This window comes from Methanomicrobiales archaeon HGW-Methanomicrobiales-1 (assembly GCA_002839675.1).
GTDB lineage: Archaea > Halobacteriota > Methanomicrobia > Methanomicrobiales > Methanospirillaceae > Methanoregula.
Genome location: PGYM01000001.1, coordinates 23,784 through 44,622 on the forward strand (window position 1 = coordinate 23,784; position 20,839 = coordinate 44,622).

Below are 20,839 nucleotides of genomic sequence, written 5' to 3' on the forward strand. Positions count from 1 at the left end.
TCACTCGTATAATAATTATCATCGCCCGTTACAAATTCGGGCGGATTTTTGCCGGAATTGTCCTTTTTTCCGCTGTTTTTAAAAAAAGTCGCACACAGATTGAAAGTTATGACAAATGGCCAATCTTTTAAGATTATGAGCATGACCCCCTATCTCCCCCGGTGGAGGAGGCCGTCCATGGAAAGTCCCCCTTGACCCCCTCGGTAATACTTGAAAAACAAAGAAAATCCAGGTCTTTTGCTGCATACTTTTCCTGCGTCATCTGCCGGATCATCTGCCGGCCCGCAAAGAATAACCCTGATTAAGTATGGCGGCGATATTCTATGGGTTTTTATGGCAAACGCAAAGGTGCTCGTCAGCGATCCGCTGGCGGAAGAAGGGCTTGTTATCCTTCGGGCGGCAGTCGACGTAGATGTCAAGACTGAGCTCAAGGAAGAAGAGCTCCTGAAGATCATCGGGGACTACGATGCCCTGCTCGTGCGGAGCAGCACGGATGTCAATGCAAAGGTGATCGAGGCAGGTAAAAAGCTGAAGTTCATCGGTCGTGCCGGTGTCGGTGTGGACAATATCGATATGGACGCGGCAACGAGGAAAGGTATCATCGTTGCCAATGCTCCTGAGGGAAATACCCTTGCCGCAACCGAGCACACGATGGCCATGATGCAGTCTCTTGCCCGCAACATCCCGCAGGCAAACGCGAGCCTCAAAAAGAAGGAATGGAAGCGCTCGAAGTTCATGGGCGTTGAACTCAACGAGAAGACTCTTGGTATCGTCGGGTTCGGGCGTATCGGACGTGAAGTGGCAAAGCGGGCTAACGCAATGGACATGAAATGCGTTGCCTATGATCCCTTCATCACCCAGGAACGGGCAGCCCAGCTCGGCGTCGAGATGATGTCCATGGCGGACCTCTTCAAGGTCGCCGATGTGATCACCGTCCACACCCCCCTGATCGCCGAGACCAAGCATGTCATCAACGAAAAGAGCATCGCGACGATGAAAGACGGCGTCCGGATCATCAACTGTGCCCGGGGCGGCATCATCGATGAGAAAGCGCTCTACGATGCAGTCAAGAGCGGCAAGGTTGCCGGGGCAGCTCTCGATGTCTTCGAGACCGAGCCTCCGACCGAGTCCCCGCTCCTCACCCTCGACCAGATCATCGTGACCCCGCATCTCGGGGCAAGCACGGTCGAGGCGCAGGTCAATGTGGCAGTCTCTGTTGCAAAGCAGTGCATTGAAGTTCTCAAGGGCGGGTCTGCGAAATACGTGGTCAATGCCCCTATGGTCCCGGCCGAACTTGCCGATGTGCTCGCACCCTTTGCCCAGCTGGCCGAGAAGATGGGACGCTTCGTCACGCAGATCGCGGGCGGCAGGCTCTCGTCCGTTGAGCTCATATACGGTGGCGAACTATCCGCCTATGCCGGCAGCATGAAGTACGTGACCCGCCTTGCCCTCAAGGGACTCCTTGACCCGGTGCTCCAGGCACCGGTCAATATCGTGAACGCGGATTTCATTGCAAAGGAACGCGGCATCTCGGTCAGCGAGACCGTTACGCAGGAAGCCAGCGGATTCAAGAACCTCATCACCATCCGGATCAAGACCGACAAGGGCGAAGAGACGGTCAGCGGCACGGTGTTCTTCAAGGGCCGCAGCCGCATTGTCGCAGTCGGCGGCTACACCATGGACATGATCCCCGAAGGCTACGTGATCGTGTCACGTCACCTGGACAAGCCCGGAGTCATCGGGCGTGCCTCCACCATCCTCGGGAAGGTCAACATCAACATTGCCGGCATGCAGGTCGGCCGGATCAATCCCGGCGACAAGGCCATCATGGTGCTGAACGTGGACAGCGAAGTTCCCGACAGCGTGATGGAAGAGATACGCGGGATGCCCGGGATCTTCACCGCTACGTTTGCCAAGATATCGAGCGAGAAGATTTAGGATACTCTTTTTTAAATGAAGCAGTGTTGACTGTAGAAAAAATAAAAAAATGTGGTCATTATTTGTTTTGAGGAACAGCTAATTGTGCAATACGAATGAAAGCTTGACCATTCTGATTTTCAATGATTTTAAAGGCAGGAGTACTTGTTAAAGTGTGAATGCATGCATGATGTACAGAAAGTATAGCATCTTGCAAAACCTGATCTGTTTCCATATCTTCAATATTTAATCCAATTTCTTTGCACTTTGCGCTTGAAATATGGCGAGAATGTGATTTCGTTAAAGCATGGTCTCCTAATTCTCGGATAATTGATAAAATTTTTTCATCTTTCTTAGGGTCATCTTTCAACATTCCAGTACGTAACCAATCTGTGACAATATCTTGCGACCATGCGATTGATTTCTGGCATTCTCCAAGCAATGTTGGATTGTATTTTGCAATAATCGGTTGCCAAAGTGGTACTCGTGAAGGATCTTTTTTACATTCATCGACAGCTTTTTGAAATTCTTCAATTACTCCATGAGCAGGCAAATTTCCAAATTGAGGATCAATGGGACCTAAATTTGATTGTTTTCCCATAACGATACTTTTGCATGAACATGCTATCATCGTTCCAGCTGACATTGAGAGTTGAGGTATTATCGCTCTGACATTGTTACCGAACATCTGCCGAAGATAATCAACTATCGACTCTGTTGCAGCTAAATCCCCTCCGGGTGTATGCAAAATTAGATCCAATCCTTTTGAACGGTCTAAACTGTGGATTGTTGTCATAAATCCATTTTTATCGTTATCATTTATTGCTTCATCTGGGATACCGGGTTTCTGTAACCAACCTGAATAATAGATAATTACATTTCGACCGGTAATATCAGATAATTGTTTGAGGTATTTTCTTCTTAATATATCAAAAGGGCCTGCTGAACTTAGTGTATTTAATTCGTTTAAAAGTGAATTCCAATCTGGCATTTAATCACCAGTCAGATGAGGAAGTTCTTTCTTCAATTTTATAGGGTTGTTGGGAATTTGCTGTTTGATAACTGGCAATCTGACAAAGAATTTTTTCACGCTCTGATATTTCAAGCAATCCTAAAACCTTAAACCCCTCATCAATGTCATCAGAATTTAATGTCATGTGATGACCCTTTTGTGTGTATCCATTAATTAACTTTATTAAATAATGCTCTGAAAATGAACCCCATCTAAATAGGTTTTTCCAATCAGTACTCATGACATAAACGCTCACATTTCACACCCCTTCCATTTCCTTAACTAACATAATCCCAAACCTGTCCATTTCGCTTAGCATGCCGCCCGTTGCATTTCACGAAATTGCCCCGCATAATATTAACGAAAATCGGTTTGCGGGATCGCATTATCCGATATTATGATGAACGCCGCCGCCCCCGAAGGGGCGCCCCCGCGGCGGATCAGGGGCCGGAATCCCTTTAAACCGACCTGTGCCCAGCGAGGCCCCGCTGAGGCGGCCGAGCAACCCCCGGAGGGGGTGGGCTCACTCGTTTTTTCAAATGCCTATCTGGAAAACCTTCAGCTAAAAAATTGGGGGGAGGTACCCTGTCTAAACTTTGAGAGGGGGTACCCCACCCCCCACTCCAAACCAAGAGGGGGGGACCCCCTCCCCCCCTGTCGTACGAAAGACAGGCACCCACCCCCCTCCGGTTGCATGCCCTAGCCCACGGCTTCCAGTGGAGTCACGACTGAAACTCCATTTCATCACGCGAATGAGAAGGGGGGGGTGGGAGCCTGTCCAAAAAGGGAGGTGGGTATACCCACCCCCTCTCTAAAAAATGAGTGGGGGTACCCTACCCCCCTCTCCAAAATAAGAGGGGGGGACCCCTTCCCCCCCTGTCCTGCGTAAGACAGGCTCCCACCCCCCCTTTGCCGCAGGGACCCGGGCAGTGGTTCGCGTGGAGGTTCAGACGGCGGGGTGTGGTTTGGGGAGTCGCAGTCCGGAGGGGGGGATACCCCCTCTCTTTGCCCGGACAGGGTACCACCCCCTCCCCCTCTCCAAAAAATGAGTGGGGGTAACCCACCCCCCTGTCTAAAATAAGAGGGGGGGATACCTGCCTGCCCTACCCCCTCTCCAAAATAAGAGGAGGGGACCCCCTCCCCCCACTCTAGGGAAAGACAGGGTACCCCCCCATTTGCACGAACCTGCCCACCGCATAATAATCATAAAACCGGTGTGCGGTAATGCATGTGGATTCCATGCGGTTACCGGACGCAGTGCCGGCCATTTTTCCGGGACCGGAGCATTAACCGCATCGCATTGATGAAAAAGTGGTCGGTTGTGTTCTCTTACCCCATGAGCGTAAGGAACAGAAGGAAATAAGCGATAATCGAGACCACTGGGATAATCCGGATCGACCAGTAGTTGACCTGCTCAACCCGTGCCGTATCCTTGGCCTCGGTAAATTTCAACACAAGGATACCGGAAATGAGCACCATGACGAGCGTTGCATACGTAATGATCATGAACAGGTCAAGGAATGTAGCATAGGCAACGAGCGGGATTGCATCGGCAACACGCCAGTGGATGAGTACTGCGGCAAGGAACATCGAGGCATTGATACCCAGCCGTGACGAGATTCTCATCATCAGGGAAGCGAGGGAGACGATGATGATGAGCATTACCGGCAGGAAAAATTTCAGGATCGTTGATGTTGCGTCTCTTACAACGCCATAGGTAAAGACAGCCCGGGAAAAAGGAACCTCATCTGTTACATAAGATTTGTTCGTGATACGAGAGCCGGAACCGGTAAGCGTCCATCCCGGAATGTTTGCTCCGGGATCGAGACCGCTGTTTTCCGGGTCGATCACGAGAATCATCTCCCGTTCGTTCTTGATTTTGGGCTCTATCCTGATGGGGAGCACATGCCGGTCAAAGGGATAGCGGCTGAGGTCAGGTTCGGCAGTCAGGACAGCAATGATCCGGTACACCTTTTCATGGGGTGCATCGGTGACGGTCGTGACAGAGGTGATCACTCCGTTCATCAGCTCGAGATCATTAATCGACACGGGTTTATCGGATTTGAGGTTCAGGTAAAAATCTACCCCGACCGTCCCGGTTCCAATATCCACCCGGCTGAAGTCAACAACATAGATGCCGATCTGCACGATATCAGGAGTAGTTACTGCAGGTTGTTCTGATACATTTGAAACTGCCCCGGCAGAAACGGGGGCCGCGATCAGGACGATTGCAAACGCAATTAAGAGAAGGGCCCAAATGCAACTCCCCGTTTCCCGGAGGAGCGGATTTTCCGCCTGCACGGGTGCCTGCTTCAGATTCATGGGCCCGAAATTGCGTTTCACGTTCTTTCAAAAATACTGGGATGCCCGGGTATATTAATTGCGATCCGCTTCATGCCTCCAAAATTCCTGACGTGGTGTGCATGCAGCATACAACTCGTGAGGTAACCCCCAACGCGTCGGGGAACCCTGCGATTGACGGAAAACCCACTTGAGAAAAGGCAAAAAGGATTGTATCCGGGTTCAAAGGTGAAAAAACACCGGTTTTATTACATTATCAATAACTATTATATAATATTTTTTAATTGTAATCCGTGTTTCTGATTATCCCATTGAATGATAAGGGATATAATGCAACTGCGATCCCGATCACATTCCAAGTGTATTATCGAAATATTTATGAATATATTTAACGTTATTATTTCAGTATTTGAGTTTCATCTCGAAATACCTGTGCGGTGTTGGAAAATATGGGTCGGTTTGATATACGACGGAGTTGTGAAAAGGCATTTACCGGCCTTGAGGCAGCGATCGTGCTGATTGCATTCGTTGTCGTAGCAGCGGTGTTCTCGTACGTGATACTAGGGGCAGGGTTCTTTACCTCGCAAACGGCTCAGGCCACCGTCCAGTCTGGCGTAAAGGTGGCAAGTTCAAGTATGCTGCTGGACGGGAACGTGTACGGGATTAGGGTAGATCAGAATCCTTACCTTTCGTATGTTAACGTGTCGGTAGCACTTACGGCAGGAGGCACATCTATGGACTTATCCCAGATTATCGTATCCTATAATGATAATAACGGGGGCTACAATTCAAGCCTGACCTATATGGGTGTGGCGCAGGATGGAGGTACCCCCTGTGCCAGTATTGTCGGAGGTACTGCCGGCGGCGATGGAAGGTGGTGTATATCAGAAAAAATCAATAATGAAACCGCTGGCGCCATGCTTGAACCGAATGCCCAGATGATACTTTCCGTTGGTGTGCCGGCAAGTGCAACTGCGAAAACGAAGTTCACGCTTAATTTCCAGCCCGTTGGTGGGGCAGTGCTTCCTCTTAAACGGACCGTTCCCGCAACAATTACTCCGGTGCAGATATTATATTAGTCATTTTTTTAGTTCTGCCGGTTTTAAAAGGGATCATTTCTTCACAAACAGGTTTCCGCCCTTGCTTTCCATGATCGTCCCCCCGGCAGGTGCAGTTTTCTTCCATTTTCCGATATTTTTGCAGTCATGTTCAAAGGGAAGGCGGTGTTTGCCACAGAAATATTGGTTACAGTACTCACAATGAAACGGAAGGTACACCCGCTCGCCGCAGAAGGCACAGTCCTCATGGACGGGTGGTTTTTTCTTTCCGAACAATGTTGAGATGAATGAAACAACTGAGTCGAGTATTCCCACAAACCTGTTATTGCATTTACCGGGTTAAAAACATTGAACCCGGAAATAATCCGGGAGCGTGGATTTCCCAACCATGGCCCGTGAATTTGTGAGATAAACTGACAGCACAATACCGTTACCGGACACCACGAAAGTTGATCCGGGAATTACAAAATTAAAAAAGAGCTGACCTATTCCGGTCAGGATTCGTTTCACTCCCGGTAAATCTTCACGGCAACCGGGAAGATCTCCGGACGCTTGTCGGTCATGATATACGTATAACTCATCACGTTTACCAGGTATTCGAGATACCCTTTGGCAAAGTCTGAGAGCCACTCGTTCCTATTGCCCAGGATCAGGATATGGAACCACTGGATGAACAGGCAGATGAACGTGATCATGCCATAGATCCAGAGTACGATACCGATCAGGATCCAGTAGAGGATGCGGATGAGCAGCTCAAAACGGCTTGCATCTTTCTCAAACACGAAGAGTTGTTGGGTGCCAGTATTGTCAGACATTCAATCACCTGTTTGAGCGTGTGCGGGGGTGCGTAATAAAGTTCACGATACCCGTACCTGGTCCGTTTTTGACGATTCCGTACACTAATTTTTAATAATACTAGCACAGATGTTATAGAGCATCAGATTTACGAGGGCTCGTGGTCTAGTTGGCTATGACGTCGCCTTGACATGGCGGAGGTCCTGAGTTCGAATCTCAGCGGGCCCATCTTTTTGTTTTATTTTTCCTGTATTCCCAGCATACAGCGATGAGCATCGCGATGATACCTGCATCCGTCACATGAACCCCCGGTGTCCGCATGCAGGGATAAATGGATTTGTTAATTCCTGTATCCCACGGGGGAATTCATCCTCACGGGTCTGGTTATTGAGCAGCTGCTGTTTCAGGGCAATCAATTTTAATGAGCAGACTTCCAAACCTATTTCCATGAAACGGCTGTATCGCTCGAAAACCCGGCGCGTGCTTGGCGGCGTATGCGGGGGGATTGGCGATTATCTGGAGATTGATCCTACAATCATACGGCTGGTATGGGCAGTACTGACCCTGGTTACCTGGGGAATCTGTCTCCTTGCCTATATTATCGCCTGGATCCTTGTGCCGGAAGAAGAAACACCTCATGAGGATACATTCAATCAGTAACCGTGATATAAGGAGCCGGTAATCATTTCCTGCCTGAAAAAAAACCGGATGGTTTCATGAAGATCCTCTTTGTCGTCTGTGGTGAAGGACTCGGGCATGCATCCCGCAGTCTCCACCTCGGGCATTACATGCTGCAGCAGGGACATGAGATCCACTTTGCCGGTTACGGGAAATCCTATGATTTCATGAAGCAGCACCGCTGCTCCCACGTCCATTATACTCCCCGTGAAGTCTGCCTTGAGGGGGAGAACGGTTTTTTCAGTCTCAAAAAGACGCTCTGGTGTTCTAAATGGATCGTGCTCGATATGATCCGGTCCGCACTCAGCGTACGGAGTCTCATACGGCAACACCGGTTTGACTGCGTTGTCTGCGACACAATGTACGGGGGGGTCATTGCCGCACGATTGCAGAATGTCCCTGTGGTCTTCATCACCAACCAGAACCATTTCAACGGGCCCAACCTGTCGACAAATATTGTCTGGAGGATCCTCAATTTCTCGATACAGCGGTACATCCGTCTTGCCGATCACGTGCTTATCCCGGATTATCCTGCACCCGATACCGTGAGCGAATACAATATTGTTGTCCCGGAAGGCGAAGAAGGACGGTATACTTTCACCGGGCCGTTTTACGAATTCGATCCCTCCCGGTACCGCTATGAGAAATCAACGATCTTTGCCAGTTTCGGCGGAGAACCGTACAAACTCCCGATGTACCTGATGTTAAAGACCATTGCCGATAAACGAAAAGACCTGCTTTTCGATGTATTTTACACGGGTGCGAACCTGCCGGAATCGTCTGACAATTTCCTGTCGCATGGCTATGTTCCCAATATCTATGAGCATCTTGCCCGGGCACGGATTGCGATTGTGCACGGTGGTCTTACCACGCTGCACGAGGCCCTGCTCTTTGAAAAACCCGTGCTGATCATCATGGATCCGAGCCATCCCGAACAGCAGAACAATGCCAAAAAGATCGAAGATATCGGTGCAGGCATCACCATCGATGGGCGGCTCGTTACCCAGGAAACCCTGGTGCAGAAAATTCGAGAGACCGTTGCCCTCACTCCCCACCCCTTCCGCGAGGTTCATGCCACTATCAATGGCAGGAAAAATGCTGCAGGGATCATCTGCGATACGGTGAACCGCAGGAAACCTTCATCAGGAACACCTGCAAAAACAAGCTGATCAGGGGATTGTTATGCCAGAACCCGGGGAGATTACTACACTGAAACATTCTGATGAAATCCGGATATGCCCGGACTGCGGCTATACCTACGGGTTTCACACGTCATTTATTTCTGCCAATGCCGGCAAGGTGCGTCCCGTAAAAGATACCCGGGAGGTGTACCGGGTAATTCTTATCTGCCCGGAATGCGGGGCACGGTATGACGTGGGATGGCGTGTTTCCTTTACCGATACCGAGGACCGGGTTATCAAAACCATAGAACTCCAGCAGCACACCCCATGAGTAAACATACCCTCAGTAAATCTAGGAGGGTGACGAGCCGCCCTGACAAGAATCCGGTGCCGGCATGATGCGGTGTGCCGAGTGCAAGGGAAAAGGGATGTGCGGCCTGCCCCGCTGCCCGATCATGAGCCGGTTCCATGCCCAGGTATCCGTAAAACCTTCGACGAGTTACCAGGGCAGTTCCCCCTCGGTTTTCATCGGCAGTTACGGCTATCCCGATGTGCAGGGCGGACCCCTGCTGATTAATGATTCCGATAATCCCCCGGAATGGCTCCGGCAGAATCTTGGCATGGAGGATATCGTGGGGATCCGTGCCCGCACGATCCGGGGCAATTCGGGACTGCACACGGTTGCCGGCAACCTGCAGGAGATTGCGCTCTCCACCATCCCGCTCGATGTTGATGTGTTGTTCACCAAACCGGTTGCCTTCAGCCTGAACTTCGATGGCACGGTTGCCCCGGTCGGGCTTACCGGGCCGGTGAAACATATGGATGTGATTGGCAGTGCCCGGGTGGAGCGGGCTGTTGACCGGGTAACGTCCGATACCGATGTTACGGCTACCGATGCCTGCGTGGCCCTGATGGACTCTGAGATCGATGTGTACCAGATCACCAAGCTGATGACGGCAGGGTTGCTCGGCAAGCGGCGGAAGTTTGTCCCCACCCGCTGGGCGATAACCGCAGTTGACGATACCCTGTCCATACAGATGAAAAAAGAGATTGCCCGCTATCCCCCGATAGATGAGATCCGGCTGTTCGATGGCGAGATCTACGGCAACCGGATCCTCTGTATCCTTATCCCGGGTGACTGGAAGTACGAGATGATCGAGATCTGGGGAAAGCAGACCCTCTGGGCAGGAGACGAAGCAGTGATCGTGCAGGACCGGGAGGGCATGACCAAGAAAGGCTACTCGCCCATATCCGGGGCGTACTATTCTGCACGGCTTGCTGCCTGTGAATATCTCAAAAGCATCCGGCGCTGTGCCCGGGTGATTATTGTCCGCAACATATCCAGCGAGTACTGGGCGCCGCTCGGGACCTGGGTGATCCGGGAGGCAACCCGGAAAGCGATGCAGACTCCCTCCGTGGCCTGTCCGTCGCTCGATGTGGCTGCCGCCGAGATTTCCGCCCGGCTCGGATCCGGTGCATGGCTCCGGCACAGCACGCTTATTCCGGAACTCAGAACCCAGAGAACGCTTTTCTAGGCCTTGTAGGCCTGTGCGGAATTTGCCTGCCGGTTGTACCGGTCCCGGATGCTGTCAAGTGTTTCGATATCGGTGATATCCTTGTCATCGCGGAGCCGGATAAAGCGGGGGAACCGCAGGGCAAACCCGCCCTCATAATTAACACTGGCCTGCAGTTCAGCGTACCCGACTTCAAAGACGAGCGTTGGCTCAAACGTCACTTCCTTGCCGCTCTTTGCTATGACGGTGTCCTTGAGCAGAGCGTAGACCTCGGCTAACTGTTCATCGGAAAAGCCGGTGGCAACCCTGCTTAAGGGAACAAGTTTCCCCTCGTCCTGGCAGGCGACCAGGAACGAACCGAATGCATGTGCCCGTTTCCCTTCGCCCCACTCGGCGCCGATCACCGCGAGATCGAGCGTGTCCACCTCAGGCTTGATCTTGATCCAGTTCTTCCCCCGCTGGCCCGGTGAATACGGGGAAGCAGGCACCTTGATCATGATCCCTTCGTGCCCGGCAGCGAGAGCATCGGTATAGGTCTTCTCGATCACGGCCGCGTCATCGCTCACCACCTGCGGGGCGATGAACATTTTTATCACGCTTTCGAGTTTCTTCCTTCGCTCGGTAAGCGGGAGATCGATTAAGGTCTCGCCATCGAGCCAGAGGATATCAAAGACATTGGGCACCAGCTCGACAGCCTCGGTTGCCTCTGCCACATCATGGCGGCGTCGGAAGCGGCGGAGCACGGATTGAAAGGGCATGGGCTTTCCGTCTTTTATTGCGATGACTTCCCCGTCGATGATCACGTCATGGTCGGTTGCCCCGAGCAGCTGCTGTATCACGTCCGGCAATGCCGCTGTCACATCCTCGAGCCGCCGCGAGTACATCCGCGCCCAGTTGCCTTTCTTGTGGAACTGGAACCGTGAGCCATCGTACTTGTATTCCGCGGCAATCAGCCCGTGCCCGGTAATCATATCGGCGATGGAACCCTGCTGGGCGAGCATCATCCGAACCGGGTGGAACGGGGTAATATTGACCTCCCTGAGTGCGTCCGGCCCGATCTTTGCCAGCCGTGCCACCTCCCCCGAATCGTTCAGGGCCTGCATTGCGTGCTCGACGAGGGCTGAATCAACGGCAAACGCTTTTGCGATCGCGTCCCGCACGCTCCCTTCCCCAACGCCGATGCGGAGCTCTTCGAGCATGATCCGGGCAAGGTACCTGCCTTCGAGCGGTTGGGCACTGGAAATAAGTTTGCGTACAGCACGTAGTTTCTCCTGTTGTGGTTTCTCACGCTGTACTGCCTGTTGTGACTTTTTGCTCCCTTGTTCAGAGATATTGATCAATTCCCTGTACACGGAAATGAGGTCCAGGTCCTCATGAAAAAACAACATCCTCTGGTTTATCTGTGATTTTTCTGAGAGGAGTTCCTCAACTGCCTGCCCGACATCGCCGGTCTGGTTGATCCTCTCAATCACCTGCTCTTTTTTAATGCCAACTACATAGCCGACGGCTTCGTACAGGAGGTTCGGCCCGATCCCGAGTTTCTGTGCACTCCAGTCAGGAAAGATCCTCCCCATGACAAACCGCACAAAGACCGGCAGCTCTTCAGGAGATAATGTCGGCAGGATCGTGCTGATGAGATCGATCATCTCCAGCCGGCCGGAGATACCTTCGAGTTTCTCGCAGGTCTTTGAAAAATCCATAAAGAGCATGGGGGTTCTCGTCCTGATGTTTGGCTGGGCAAAGGATTAAGATTGTGTTTTTTTTAGAGCCTGATACACTGCGGGCATGTTCCCGTTGTACCGCACTGGCTTGCGACAATCACGTGCATCTCATCATAGAAGAGCCCGAGACCCTCCCGTGCACTGGCAGTCACCCGATCGGGCGTATTGTTGGTTTCGCTCAGGTGTGCGAGGATCACCTGCGGAACATCTTTTCCCAGTGCCTGCAGACCGGCTGCAGCTGCCGGGTTCGACAGGTGTCCCCGCTTCGAGCGGATCCTCCTCTTTAAGGATTCAGGATAGGGCCCGTTGGCGAGCATATCCGGGCAGTGGTTGCTCTCGAGCACAACCCCGTCGCAGTGCCTGAGCCGTTCCAGCATGGGCGGGGTCAGGATCCCCGTATCGGTACAGTACCCGATCCTAAACCCGTTTTCCCGGATCACAAACCCGCAGGGCTCGGCTGCATCATGCGAGGTGGCAAACGGTTCAACTGAAAAATCCCCGATTGCAAACTCATCGTCATATCTGCATACCCGGCAGTCAACCGGCTTATCCGATGTACGCCGGTTGTGCAGGAAATCATGGAGCGTGCCTTCCGTTGCATAGGCCGGAATATCCAGTTTCCGGATGAGCACATCCACCCCGCGCAAATGATCACCATGCTCATGGGTGACCAGGACCGCGTTAATCCGCCCGGCATCGAGCCCTGCAGCAGAAATCCTCCCCAGTATCTCTTTGGCGCTCAGTCCTGCATCGATCAGCAGGGCGCCGCTTTCCCCCTCAATAAAAAAGCAGTTGCCTTTGCTCCCGCTGGCAAGCGTCGTGCAGCGCATCTCATAATTATTGGTTACTCTCGTATTAACCTGCTCTGATGGGGTAAATAAAGGAATTAAAAAGGAGAAAAGAAGGAAATCTTTATTTTTTATTCTTGGCTTTGAGCATCTCGTACTCGGCCAGCACCGGCGCAATGGTTTTTGTGGAAATGGAGCGGCGCAGCATGGTGGTGAGCTTGCGGCTGTAGTGAATATGCGCAATCTGGAAACTGACAATGAGGCCGAAACAGAAGCAGGTGATGCTGATTAAGGAATAACTTACAAGGTCAACCATTTTCCCCCTCCGGTTATGCTTCCCTCGCGAGTTCTTCTACCATGGGGATCAGGGAGTCCGCATCGGAACATTCTGTAGCGATCACCATAAACCGTTTCGTATAGTGCATTATCAGTAACTGGTATCCGAGGATCATGCCGATGGCAAATGTGAGAATCCCGATACCTATGTAAATGAGAAGATCTGTGAACAGGTCAGCCATAGCGCATCCTATTGACTGTTACGGTGACAAACAGATAAATTTATTGAATAGATCTCAGGTTGAATCCGATCGCACGTGGATTGCAGTTGCTTTGACGCTTGCCACAACGGTCATGCCTGCTTTAAGTCCGAGTTCTCCGCAGGACCGCGTAGTGATAAGGGCTGTGATGGGCGTTCCGCATTCTACGGTTACCCGGATGAATGGCCCGAGGGATACCAGTTTTGTTATTGTCCCGATAAGACGGTTGCGGACGCTGGTTTTTTGAATTCCGTCAGGTATCGAGATAGTCACTTCCTCGGGCCTGATGTAGAGTGCAACCCGTTTTCCCGGTGGGCAGGGGGTGATCGCTTCGAAGCTGGCATGATCGAGCATTACGGTGGCATGCCCATTTTCATTGGTCTGCACCACTCCTTTTAAGATGGTATCGATACCGACAAACCGGGCAACCTCCTTTCCCTCCGGCTGGTAGAAGATCTCATGGAGCGAGCCAACCTGGGCAAGGCACCCGTTCATGATCACTCCCATGCGGTGGGCAAGGCGCTGGCCCTGGATCATGTCATGCGTGGAAAAGAGGATGGTCGTGTGCATCCGGCTGTTGATTTTTACCAGCAAATCCTCGATCAACTCTGTTGAGACCGGGTCGAGGTTTGCGGTGGGCTCATCCAGCAGCAGCACTTCCGGCTCGGTGACCATTGCCCGGGCTATCGCCACGCGCTGCATCTCGCCACCGGAAAGGGTGACTGCCCTGCGCTCTTCAAAGCCCGGGAGCCCGACGAGTTCAAGTGCCGATCTCACCCGTTGTGCGATCTGCGCCGTATCCGTGCCGCGGAACTTGAGGCCGAATGCCACATTTTCTGCAACCGTGGTGTTGAGTGCTGCGGATTTCTGGAAGACCATGCCCATGCGTCGCCGGAGGGCGAGCCGGACCGGCTCGGGGCCGTCAGTATCCTGCCCGTCAAAAAAGATCTTCCCGGTGGTCGGCCGGTCAAGCAGGTCGATCAGCCGCAGCAGGGTTGTCTTGCCGCTGCCGGAGGGACCGATGAGCGTAAAGATCTCACCGCGCCGGATCTCCAGGTTGATATCGTCAAGAATTTTCCTGCCGCCAGCCTGCCGGGAAAGACCGGATATCCTGATCATGTGGGGGGGCCTCCCTGCACTATTATCTGTTCAGATGACAGGCCGGTGGTGATGATATTCATGGCAACGACAATGACGAGTGCAATAATAAGGAGGATAATGCCGAGTGCGATAGAGAACCCAAAGTCTCCCATGCCCGTCTGGAGGGCGATTGCGGTTGTCAGTACCCGGGTGTGACCGGCAATGTTTCCCCCAATCATCATCGCAACCCCGACTTCCGAGATCGCTCTCCCGAATGCAAGGATCACCGCGCTGAGGATTGCCAGCCGGGCTTCCTTTACGATCTGGATAATGCTCTGGAACTCGGTTGCGCCAAGGGATATCAGCGTGTCGCTGATGTTCTGGTCAACCCCGCTGAGGGCAGAGATCACCAGGCCGGTGGTGATGGGGATGATCAGTACCATCTGCCCGAGGATCATTCCTTCCGGGGTAAACAGCAGGCTGAAAAACCCGAGCGGGCCGCTTTTCGAGAGCAGGAGATACAAGAGAAGGCCGACAACTACGGTCGGGACTGAATAGAGTGTCTGGATAATTACTTTGAGCGTTCGTTTGCCACGGAATTCACGGAAATGGATCAGTCCCCCGAGGGGTATGGATATACATGCGGCAAGGATTGTTGCTGCAAGGGAAATGTACACGGAGAGGGCTGCGATCTGCAGGACATCCGGATTAAGCGTGATAATCAGATTGAATGCCTGCATGATTCCTGAAACGATATCGTTCATCCGTATCACCGTTTTTTAGAAAATAGTGGGCGAGGAGCAGTAATAAGTCGTTCTAAAAAAAGTGCTGTGGTTAACCGTTTCTTATTTATTTCTGGCGTGTGCACGGGTCGCTCAGGGTAATGAATTGAAAAGGACAATGCCGGAGGGATCCGGGATACCCTAAATCAAGGCTTTCGCGGGCACCGTTTCTAAAAACCCGTTCCGGAAAAGCCCGTAAAATGCTCCTTTTCAACCCCTGCGAAAAACAAGCCAGATATTTGCCCCGATTACCAAAATACGGGCGGAAACGCCCTCACCTGGTGGCCGCCAAAGCCCCTTAAATCGAGGCTTTTTTCGCAACGTAGTTTACTCAATCCGAGCTCCGGAAAACCTGCTGAAACGCGAATACATAGATCTTTTTTCCAGAAAGGGATCCTTCCGCAAAGAGTGACATTATCTGCATAATTAAAAAGCTGTATTAATGAAAAGACGGAAAGTAAATGATCATGGCGGAAAAACAGAAGTGCGAATACTGTGGCAAGGATGCGATCGGATTACAGTCATTAGAGGGCGCTTTTGCCTATGTCTGCAAGGATCATGCTGACAGTCTCCTTCTTGCCCTCAAACCCGGTGAGAAAAAAGTTTACGGCGTTTGCGTTCTCGAACGGTACAGCTGATGACGGAAAAACAAAAGTGCGAGCACTGTGAGAAGGATGCAATCGGGATCCAGTCATTCGGGTGCTGTGTTGCCTACGTCTGCCTGGACCATGCCGACAATCTCCTTCTCGCACTCAAGCCCGGCGAAAAGCAGGTGTATGGCGAATGTTACTTCGAACGATTCAATACAGCCGCACACTAGTCGTACCTTAAAACGATGACAGATCCAGCTTCCCCCGGGGCTGCAGATGTGCCGGCCCCGTCATCACTATTTTCCTGAATAATTCTATTCCGGCCCTGCACCGGTTACGTGATCCGTATTCCGTGAGCGATACTGCAACAGAAACTATCCTGCAATCGTTCCACGGGAAAACCTCTGCCACTATCGTTGTAGCATATCCACTCCCGAGGGGGATGTCAGTCGGTCAAGCGGCAAAAAAAGATTGATTGGTTTATTTGGTAAAGGGTTTGAAGACGTTCTCGTAGATCATGTCGCTGCCGGTGTTGTGGAGACGGCCGCGCTCGGTCTTCTCTTCAGCAAACGCCAGGAGAGGGAGTTCCATGCTGACACCCGGGACATGGCCGAACATCTTCTCGAGTTCCTGCTGCTGTGCGTGCATGAATAATGCGTTCGGGATCTCTGCCGGGCAGAGTTCCTGGCACTGGCCGCAGTTCACACAGGAGTCTGCAATGTGGGCGAACCGGATGAGGTGGAACATGAAGTTCGGGGGAAGTTCACCGGGTTTTACATAGGCCGGGTTCTTGGTGGTGCAGTCTACACAGTAGCAGATCGGGCAGGCCGAGATACACGAGTAGCACTTGATACAGCGTGATGTCTCGGACATGATCTTCTTCAAGCGGTCCTTGCCTTCTCCGAGTGCTTCGAAGTCGTGCTTGCGCCACTTGTCGCCAAGCTTGAGCATTGCACCTTCGACTTTCCCACGGATTTCAAGGCCCTTGGGGTTTGCTGCTTCGGTGGCGAGGATACCGTTCTTGACGGCACCGCTGACGAGGTTTGCACCCTTCTCGGAGCAGACCTCAACAAAGGTTGCTTTTCCGGCCTTGTCGCCGATGACTCCCCAGTTTCCGCAGGCAAGATCTGCCTGGCGGGGGATCTTCATCTTGCAGCGGCGGCAGTTGCTGCGCCGGCCATAGCCTGCTTCTTCGAGTTCGTCAACGGAGATACCCTTGTGTCCGCCTTCGTACTCGATGATGAACTGGCCTTTGTCGATCTCTTCCTTGTGGACGATGTTGGGGTCTACGCCGTACTTCTCAGCAATCATCTTGCGGGCGAGCACCGGGCTGACCGAGCCACCACAGTTGACACCGATCATGACGACGTTGTCAAGGTTGATCTGCTTGCGCTTGGCAAGTTCGTAGAACGCCATCGCATCGCAGCCCTTGACGGTCACACCGAGCTTCATGGTCTCGGCGCCTTCGAGGTATTTCTTGACGAGTTTGGGCAGCAGGAGCGTACCGCAGTGGAGTGAACCGGCAGTCTTGACCAGGTCCTTGGGGTCCTTGATCAGGACCGGAACTGCATCATAGAGGTCAGTTCCCTTGGTGATAACAAGGACTGCATCGACTGCTTTTGACTCGAGCGCGTATTTCCAGAGTGCGGTGACTGCGCCACCGAGCTCTGCTTTCTCCTTGATCGCTGCGTCATTGGTCCATGCGTAGAGCATATCGCCTTTCTTTGCCATGTTCACGCCTCCTCAATCTTCTCTAATTTACAGGCACAGGCCTTGAACTCGGGGATCTTTGCTACGGGGTCGAGTGCATTGTTGGTGAGCAGGTTTGCAGCACATTCCACATAGTGGAACGGCATGAAGACGACGCCCTTCTTGATGGTATTTGTTACACGTGCGCCAATCGTAATCTCTCCCCTGCGGGAGCTGGCCTTGACCATCTCTTTGTCCTTGATACCCAGCGCCTTTGCGTCTTCTGGATTGATCTCAACCCAGCCCGTGGGTTCCTCACGCTCAAGGTCCGGGGAGCGGCGGGTCATGGTACCGGTATGCCAGTGCCAGATACAGCGGCCGGTGGTCAGGAGCAAGGGGTAGTCCTTGTCCGGAACTTCTGCCGGGGCCTTCCACTCGATCGGGGTAAAGATACCGAGACCGTCGGGGTGGGTGAATTTTTCCTTGTGCAGGATCGGGGTTCCCGGGTGCTCCTTGGTGGGGCAGGGCCAGTGGAGTGCTTCGGGCTTTTCCAGCCGTGCATAATCCATGCCGCCATAGGATGGGGTGACCTTTGCAATCTCGGTAAAGACCTCTTCGGCACTCTTGTACGGGAACTGCTTTTCGTATCCCATGACCTTTGCAAGCTCGCAGAAGATCTGCCAGTCTGCCTTTGCCTCGCCGGGTGGATCCTGTGCCTTTCTCCATTTCTGGACGCGGCGTTCGGTTGATGTCTGGGTGCCGTCCTTCTCGGCAAAACAGGCTGCCGGCAGGACTACATTGGCGAACTGGGCGGTCTCGGTTAAGAAGATATCCTGCACGACAATGAACTCGGCATTCTTCAGGCCCTTTTCCACGTGGTGGAGATCGGGGTCGGAGAGCATCGGGTTCTCACCCATGATATAGACGCACTTGACCTTGCCGGGTTCATCGGCAAGGGTATTGACGAGCGTGGTAACTGTCAGGCCGACTTTGCCCTCGGCAATCTCGCAGCCCCATGCGTCTTCCATCTTCTTCTTCATCTCGGGGACAAGCACCGACTGGTAGCCGGAGTACACGTTTGCAAGGGCCCCCATGTCGCAGGCGCCCTGCACGTTGTTCTGGCCACGCAGTGCGCAGATACCCGTGCCGGGCCTTCCGAGGTTGCCGGTCAGCATCTGGATGTTTGCGACCGATTTGACGTTGTCGACACCGGTCGTGTGCTGGGTGATACCCATCGAGTAGAGGATCGCGGACTGGCCGGATTTGCCGAACCATTCTGCTGCAGTGATGATGTCTGCTGCGGGAACACCGGTGATCTTCGAGACGTTCTCGGGGGAGTAGGCATCCTTCATTACGACTTCTTTGACCTTCTCGAAATCCTTGGTCCGGTTCTTGATGAAGTCCTTGTTCTCCCAGCCGTTCTTGAGGATCAGCTGCATCATGCAGTTCAGTAATGCAACATCGGTACCGGAGTAGAACTGCAGGTGCAGGTCGGCAATCTTTCCTGTCGGCGTGAGCCGCGGGTCGGCGTAGATGATCTTTGCGCCATTCGCCTTTGCCTGCATAATACGGCGCCCGATCAGCGGGTGCTGCTCGAACGTGTTGGTTCCGATAACAAGGAGGCACTTCGATTCGGCAATATCTGCAATCGACTGGGTCATTGCACCGGAGCCGAATGCACCGGCAAGCCCTACGACCGTTGAAGCGTGGCAGAGCCGGGCGCAGTGGTCGATGTTGGGGGTCTTCATGACCGCACGGGCAAACTTCTGCATCAGGTAGTTCTCTTCATTGGAGACACGGGCAGATGCAAGGCATGCCATCTCTTCAGGCTTGTAGGACTTGAACTTGGATGCAATCAGCTTGTACGCTTCGTCCCAGCTGGCTTCCTCAAATTTGCCATCCTTCTTGATGAGCGGCTTGGTCAGCCGGTCAGGAGAATTGATGAATTCCCATGCATAGTTCCCCTTAGGGCAGAGCTTTCCTTCATTGACCGGATTGCGCTGCCAGGGCTGGACGCCGACAACCTTCTTGTCCACAACAACAAGGTTGAAGCCGCACCCGGTTCCGCAGTACGGACACGTAGTTGGTACGTATTTGAACTCCATGTATTCACACCTATTAACCTGTAAAAATCTTAATTTTCGATATTTAAACATAATGAAAAAATCTGGAAAAGTGATTATTAAAAGGGGGTTATCCTCTGTGGGGAATGATTCGGCTGCATAGGATCTGTTAACCTTTGAAATTAATTAACTCCCTATTGTTTATAAAAATAAAAAGGGCCGTTCATCCGCGCACAATTGCGTTTCAATGGAAATACGGAATCCTGGTCCTCAGGGCACCTGCCAAAACTATTCCAGAGCTGAAAGTACGGGGATTTTTTATATCCGGATTATCCCATTACCCTCCGGGGAGTAATGAGTATGAAAGAATTAGCTAAAAAAAAAGTGATTAGATCTTTTTATAGAGGTTAGCGTAGATGACTTCGCCTTTCCTCTTCTTGTGGCGCTCGCCCATGTCTCCGATATAGTGGGAAAAGGTAGCTTTGGCGCCTTCAACTTCGAGCTCGACTTCACCATTGGGCTTGAAGCCGGGCATCATGGTGTCGATAGAGCCAAAGATAACGATCGTGCCGCCAACCATCTGGCCGCCGACCTTGCTCTTGGCATTGCCCTTGATGATGGTCTTGCCACCTTCTGCATGGGTCATGACGTGGACATCAACATTACCGTTGATAACCATCTCGCCACCGGTCATGTACATGCCGATATCACTGCCGGCATTTCCCTTGACGAGAATCTTGCCGCCGGACATGCCGCGCCAGTCGCCCCGGTATGCTGCACCGAGGTAGTTGCCGGCATTGCCTTCAATAACGAGCTCGCCGCCTTTCATGGCGGTTGCTGCAAATCCTTCGACATTGCCCTTGACGAGCAGCTTGCCACCGGTCATCCAGGCCCCGACATACAGGTCGGTGCTGCCTTCGATGACCATCTCGCCGGCGCTCATCTTCATGCCGAGGTACTTGACCTTCTTGACATCGCCTTTGACAACGACCTTGGTGTCCGCTGCGGTTGCACCGGCATTGCCGCTGACTTCGAAATACTTGTCCAGTGTTGAAGTGGTGTTTCCTTCATGTACACTGAGTTCGGCAATCTGGGCTGCGGTCTTTCCTGCGAATGCATCGGGGGTTACGTTGTCCGCCTCGAGATACAGTGCGGGCGGGTTCTTCATGGTTATGGTTACAGTTTCCATTCTTT

21 protein-coding genes and 1 tRNA gene are annotated in these 20,839 nt (G+C 52.5%); 8 read left to right on the top strand and 14 right to left on the bottom strand.

The genetic code is table 11. From position 1 onward, the window contains the following. The first annotated feature begins 333 nt into the window (after positions 1-333). Entirely contained in the window at positions 334-1,938 is a 1,605-nt protein-coding gene (locus CVV30_00120; protein PKL69821.1) for a phosphoglycerate dehydrogenase, read from the top strand. A 58-nt stretch (positions 1,939-1,996) separates the two neighbouring features. Here CVV30_00120 and CVV30_00125 read toward each other — a convergent pair whose 3' ends face one another. The 3 genes from CVV30_00125 to CVV30_00135 all read right to left on the bottom strand — a co-directional run bounded on the left by CVV30_00125 (position 1,997) and on the right by CVV30_00135 (position 5,251). Next, positions 1,997-2,908: a serine protease gene (locus CVV30_00125; protein PKL69822.1), complete on the bottom strand. Its 912-nt coding sequence runs from the start codon at positions 2,906-2,908 to the stop codon at positions 1,997-1,999. Positions 2,909-2,912: 4 nt separating this feature from the next. Then, positions 2,913-3,170 carry a hypothetical protein gene (locus tag CVV30_00130; protein PKL69823.1) on the bottom strand — a complete coding sequence of 86 codons (258 nt, stop codon included), beginning with the start codon at positions 3,168-3,170 and terminating at the stop codon, positions 2,913-2,915. 1,088 nt (positions 3,171-4,258) lie between these two features. Next, entirely contained in the window at positions 4,259-5,251 is a 993-nt protein-coding gene (locus tag CVV30_00135) for a hypothetical protein (GenBank protein ID PKL69824.1), read from the bottom strand. Between the two features lie 428 nt (positions 5,252-5,679). On the opposite strand from CVV30_00135, the gene CVV30_00140 reads away from it, so the two are divergent. Continuing rightward, a complete protein-coding gene (locus tag CVV30_00140) occupies positions 5,680-6,309 on the top strand; it encodes a flagellin (GenBank protein ID PKL69825.1) in 630 nt (209 codons plus the stop codon). 33 nt (positions 6,310-6,342) lie between these two features. Here the strand turns inward: CVV30_00140 and CVV30_00145 are convergent, their stop codons facing one another. Continuing rightward, on the bottom strand, positions 6,343-6,564 hold the full coding sequence (locus CVV30_00145) for a hypothetical protein (protein PKL70908.1): 222 nt from the start codon (positions 6,562-6,564) through the stop codon (positions 6,343-6,345). A gap of 230 nt (positions 6,565-6,794) precedes the next feature. Then, a complete protein-coding gene (locus tag CVV30_00150) occupies positions 6,795-7,103 on the bottom strand; it encodes a DUF4389 domain-containing protein (protein ID PKL69826.1) in 309 nt (102 codons plus the stop codon). A gap of 134 nt (positions 7,104-7,237) precedes the next feature. Here CVV30_00150 and CVV30_00155 point away from each other — a divergent pair. From CVV30_00155 to CVV30_00175, 5 genes are all read left to right on the top strand, one after another. Then, positions 7,238-7,311 (top strand) — tRNA-Val (locus CVV30_00155). A 219-nt stretch (positions 7,312-7,530) separates the two neighbouring features. Next, entirely contained in the window at positions 7,531-7,743 is a 213-nt protein-coding gene (locus CVV30_00160) for a PspC domain-containing protein (GenBank protein PKL69827.1), read from the top strand. A gap of 56 nt (positions 7,744-7,799) precedes the next feature. Further along, on the top strand, positions 7,800-8,930 hold the full coding sequence (locus CVV30_00165) for a glycosyl transferase family 28 (GenBank protein ID PKL69828.1): 1,131 nt from the start codon (positions 7,800-7,802) through the stop codon (positions 8,928-8,930). A gap of 13 nt (positions 8,931-8,943) precedes the next feature. Beyond that, the gene (locus CVV30_00170; protein ID PKL69829.1) at positions 8,944-9,213 is read left to right on the top strand and encodes a hypothetical protein; all 270 of its coding nucleotides are present in this window, start codon (positions 8,944-8,946) and stop codon (positions 9,211-9,213) included. A gap of 67 nt (positions 9,214-9,280) precedes the next feature. Continuing rightward, positions 9,281-10,417 carry a hypothetical protein gene (locus tag CVV30_00175; GenBank protein ID PKL70909.1) on the top strand — a complete coding sequence of 379 codons (1,137 nt, stop codon included), beginning with the start codon at positions 9,281-9,283 and terminating at the stop codon, positions 10,415-10,417. Here the strand turns inward: CVV30_00175 and CVV30_00180 are convergent. From CVV30_00180 to CVV30_00205, 6 genes are all read right to left on the bottom strand, one after another. Continuing rightward, complete coding sequence (locus CVV30_00180) at positions 10,414-12,105, bottom strand: DNA ligase (protein PKL69830.1); 1,692 nt, start codon at positions 12,103-12,105, stop codon at positions 10,414-10,416. The two genes, CVV30_00175 and CVV30_00180, sit on opposite strands and share 4 nt — an antisense overlap. A gap of 53 nt (positions 12,106-12,158) precedes the next feature. Then, positions 12,159-12,947, bottom strand: coding sequence for an MBL fold metallo-hydrolase (locus CVV30_00185; GenBank protein ID PKL69831.1), 789 nt, complete (start codon positions 12,945-12,947; stop codon positions 12,159-12,161). A gap of 82 nt (positions 12,948-13,029) precedes the next feature. After that, entirely contained in the window at positions 13,030-13,221 is a 192-nt protein-coding gene (locus tag CVV30_00190; GenBank protein ID PKL69832.1) for a hypothetical protein, read from the bottom strand. 13 nt (positions 13,222-13,234) lie between these two features. Further along, entirely contained in the window at positions 13,235-13,423 is a 189-nt protein-coding gene (locus tag CVV30_00195) for a hypothetical protein (GenBank protein ID PKL69833.1), read from the bottom strand. Between the two features lie 54 nt (positions 13,424-13,477). Beyond that, positions 13,478-14,560, bottom strand: coding sequence for an ABC transporter ATP-binding protein (locus tag CVV30_00200; GenBank protein PKL69834.1), 1,083 nt, complete (start codon positions 14,558-14,560; stop codon positions 13,478-13,480). Then, entirely contained in the window at positions 14,557-15,285 is a 729-nt protein-coding gene (locus CVV30_00205; GenBank protein PKL69835.1) for an ABC transporter permease, read from the bottom strand. Before CVV30_00205 ends, CVV30_00200 begins: the two co-directional genes overlap by 4 nt. A 655-nt stretch (positions 15,286-15,940) precedes the next feature. Between CVV30_00205 and CVV30_00210 the strand changes: the two genes are divergently transcribed. After that, positions 15,941-16,123: a hypothetical protein gene (locus tag CVV30_00210; GenBank protein ID PKL69836.1), complete on the top strand. Its 183-nt coding sequence runs from the start codon at positions 15,941-15,943 to the stop codon at positions 16,121-16,123. A gap of 250 nt (positions 16,124-16,373) precedes the next feature. Here the strand turns inward: CVV30_00210 and CVV30_00215 are convergent, their stop codons facing one another. The 3 genes from CVV30_00215 to CVV30_00225 form a co-directional block, all read right to left on the bottom strand. Then, entirely contained in the window at positions 16,374-17,624 is a 1,251-nt protein-coding gene (locus tag CVV30_00215) for a formate dehydrogenase (protein ID PKL69837.1), read from the bottom strand. A 2-nt stretch (positions 17,625-17,626) separates the two neighbouring features. Next, a complete protein-coding gene (locus tag CVV30_00220; protein ID PKL69838.1) occupies positions 17,627-19,687 on the bottom strand; it encodes a formate dehydrogenase subunit alpha in 2,061 nt (686 codons plus the stop codon). 346 nt (positions 19,688-20,033) lie between these two features. Beyond that, positions 20,034-20,834, bottom strand: a complete 801-nt coding sequence (locus tag CVV30_00225) for a formylmethanofuran dehydrogenase subunit C (protein PKL69839.1) — start codon at positions 20,832-20,834, stop codon at positions 20,034-20,036. Between the last annotated feature and the right edge of the window lie 5 nt (positions 20,835-20,839).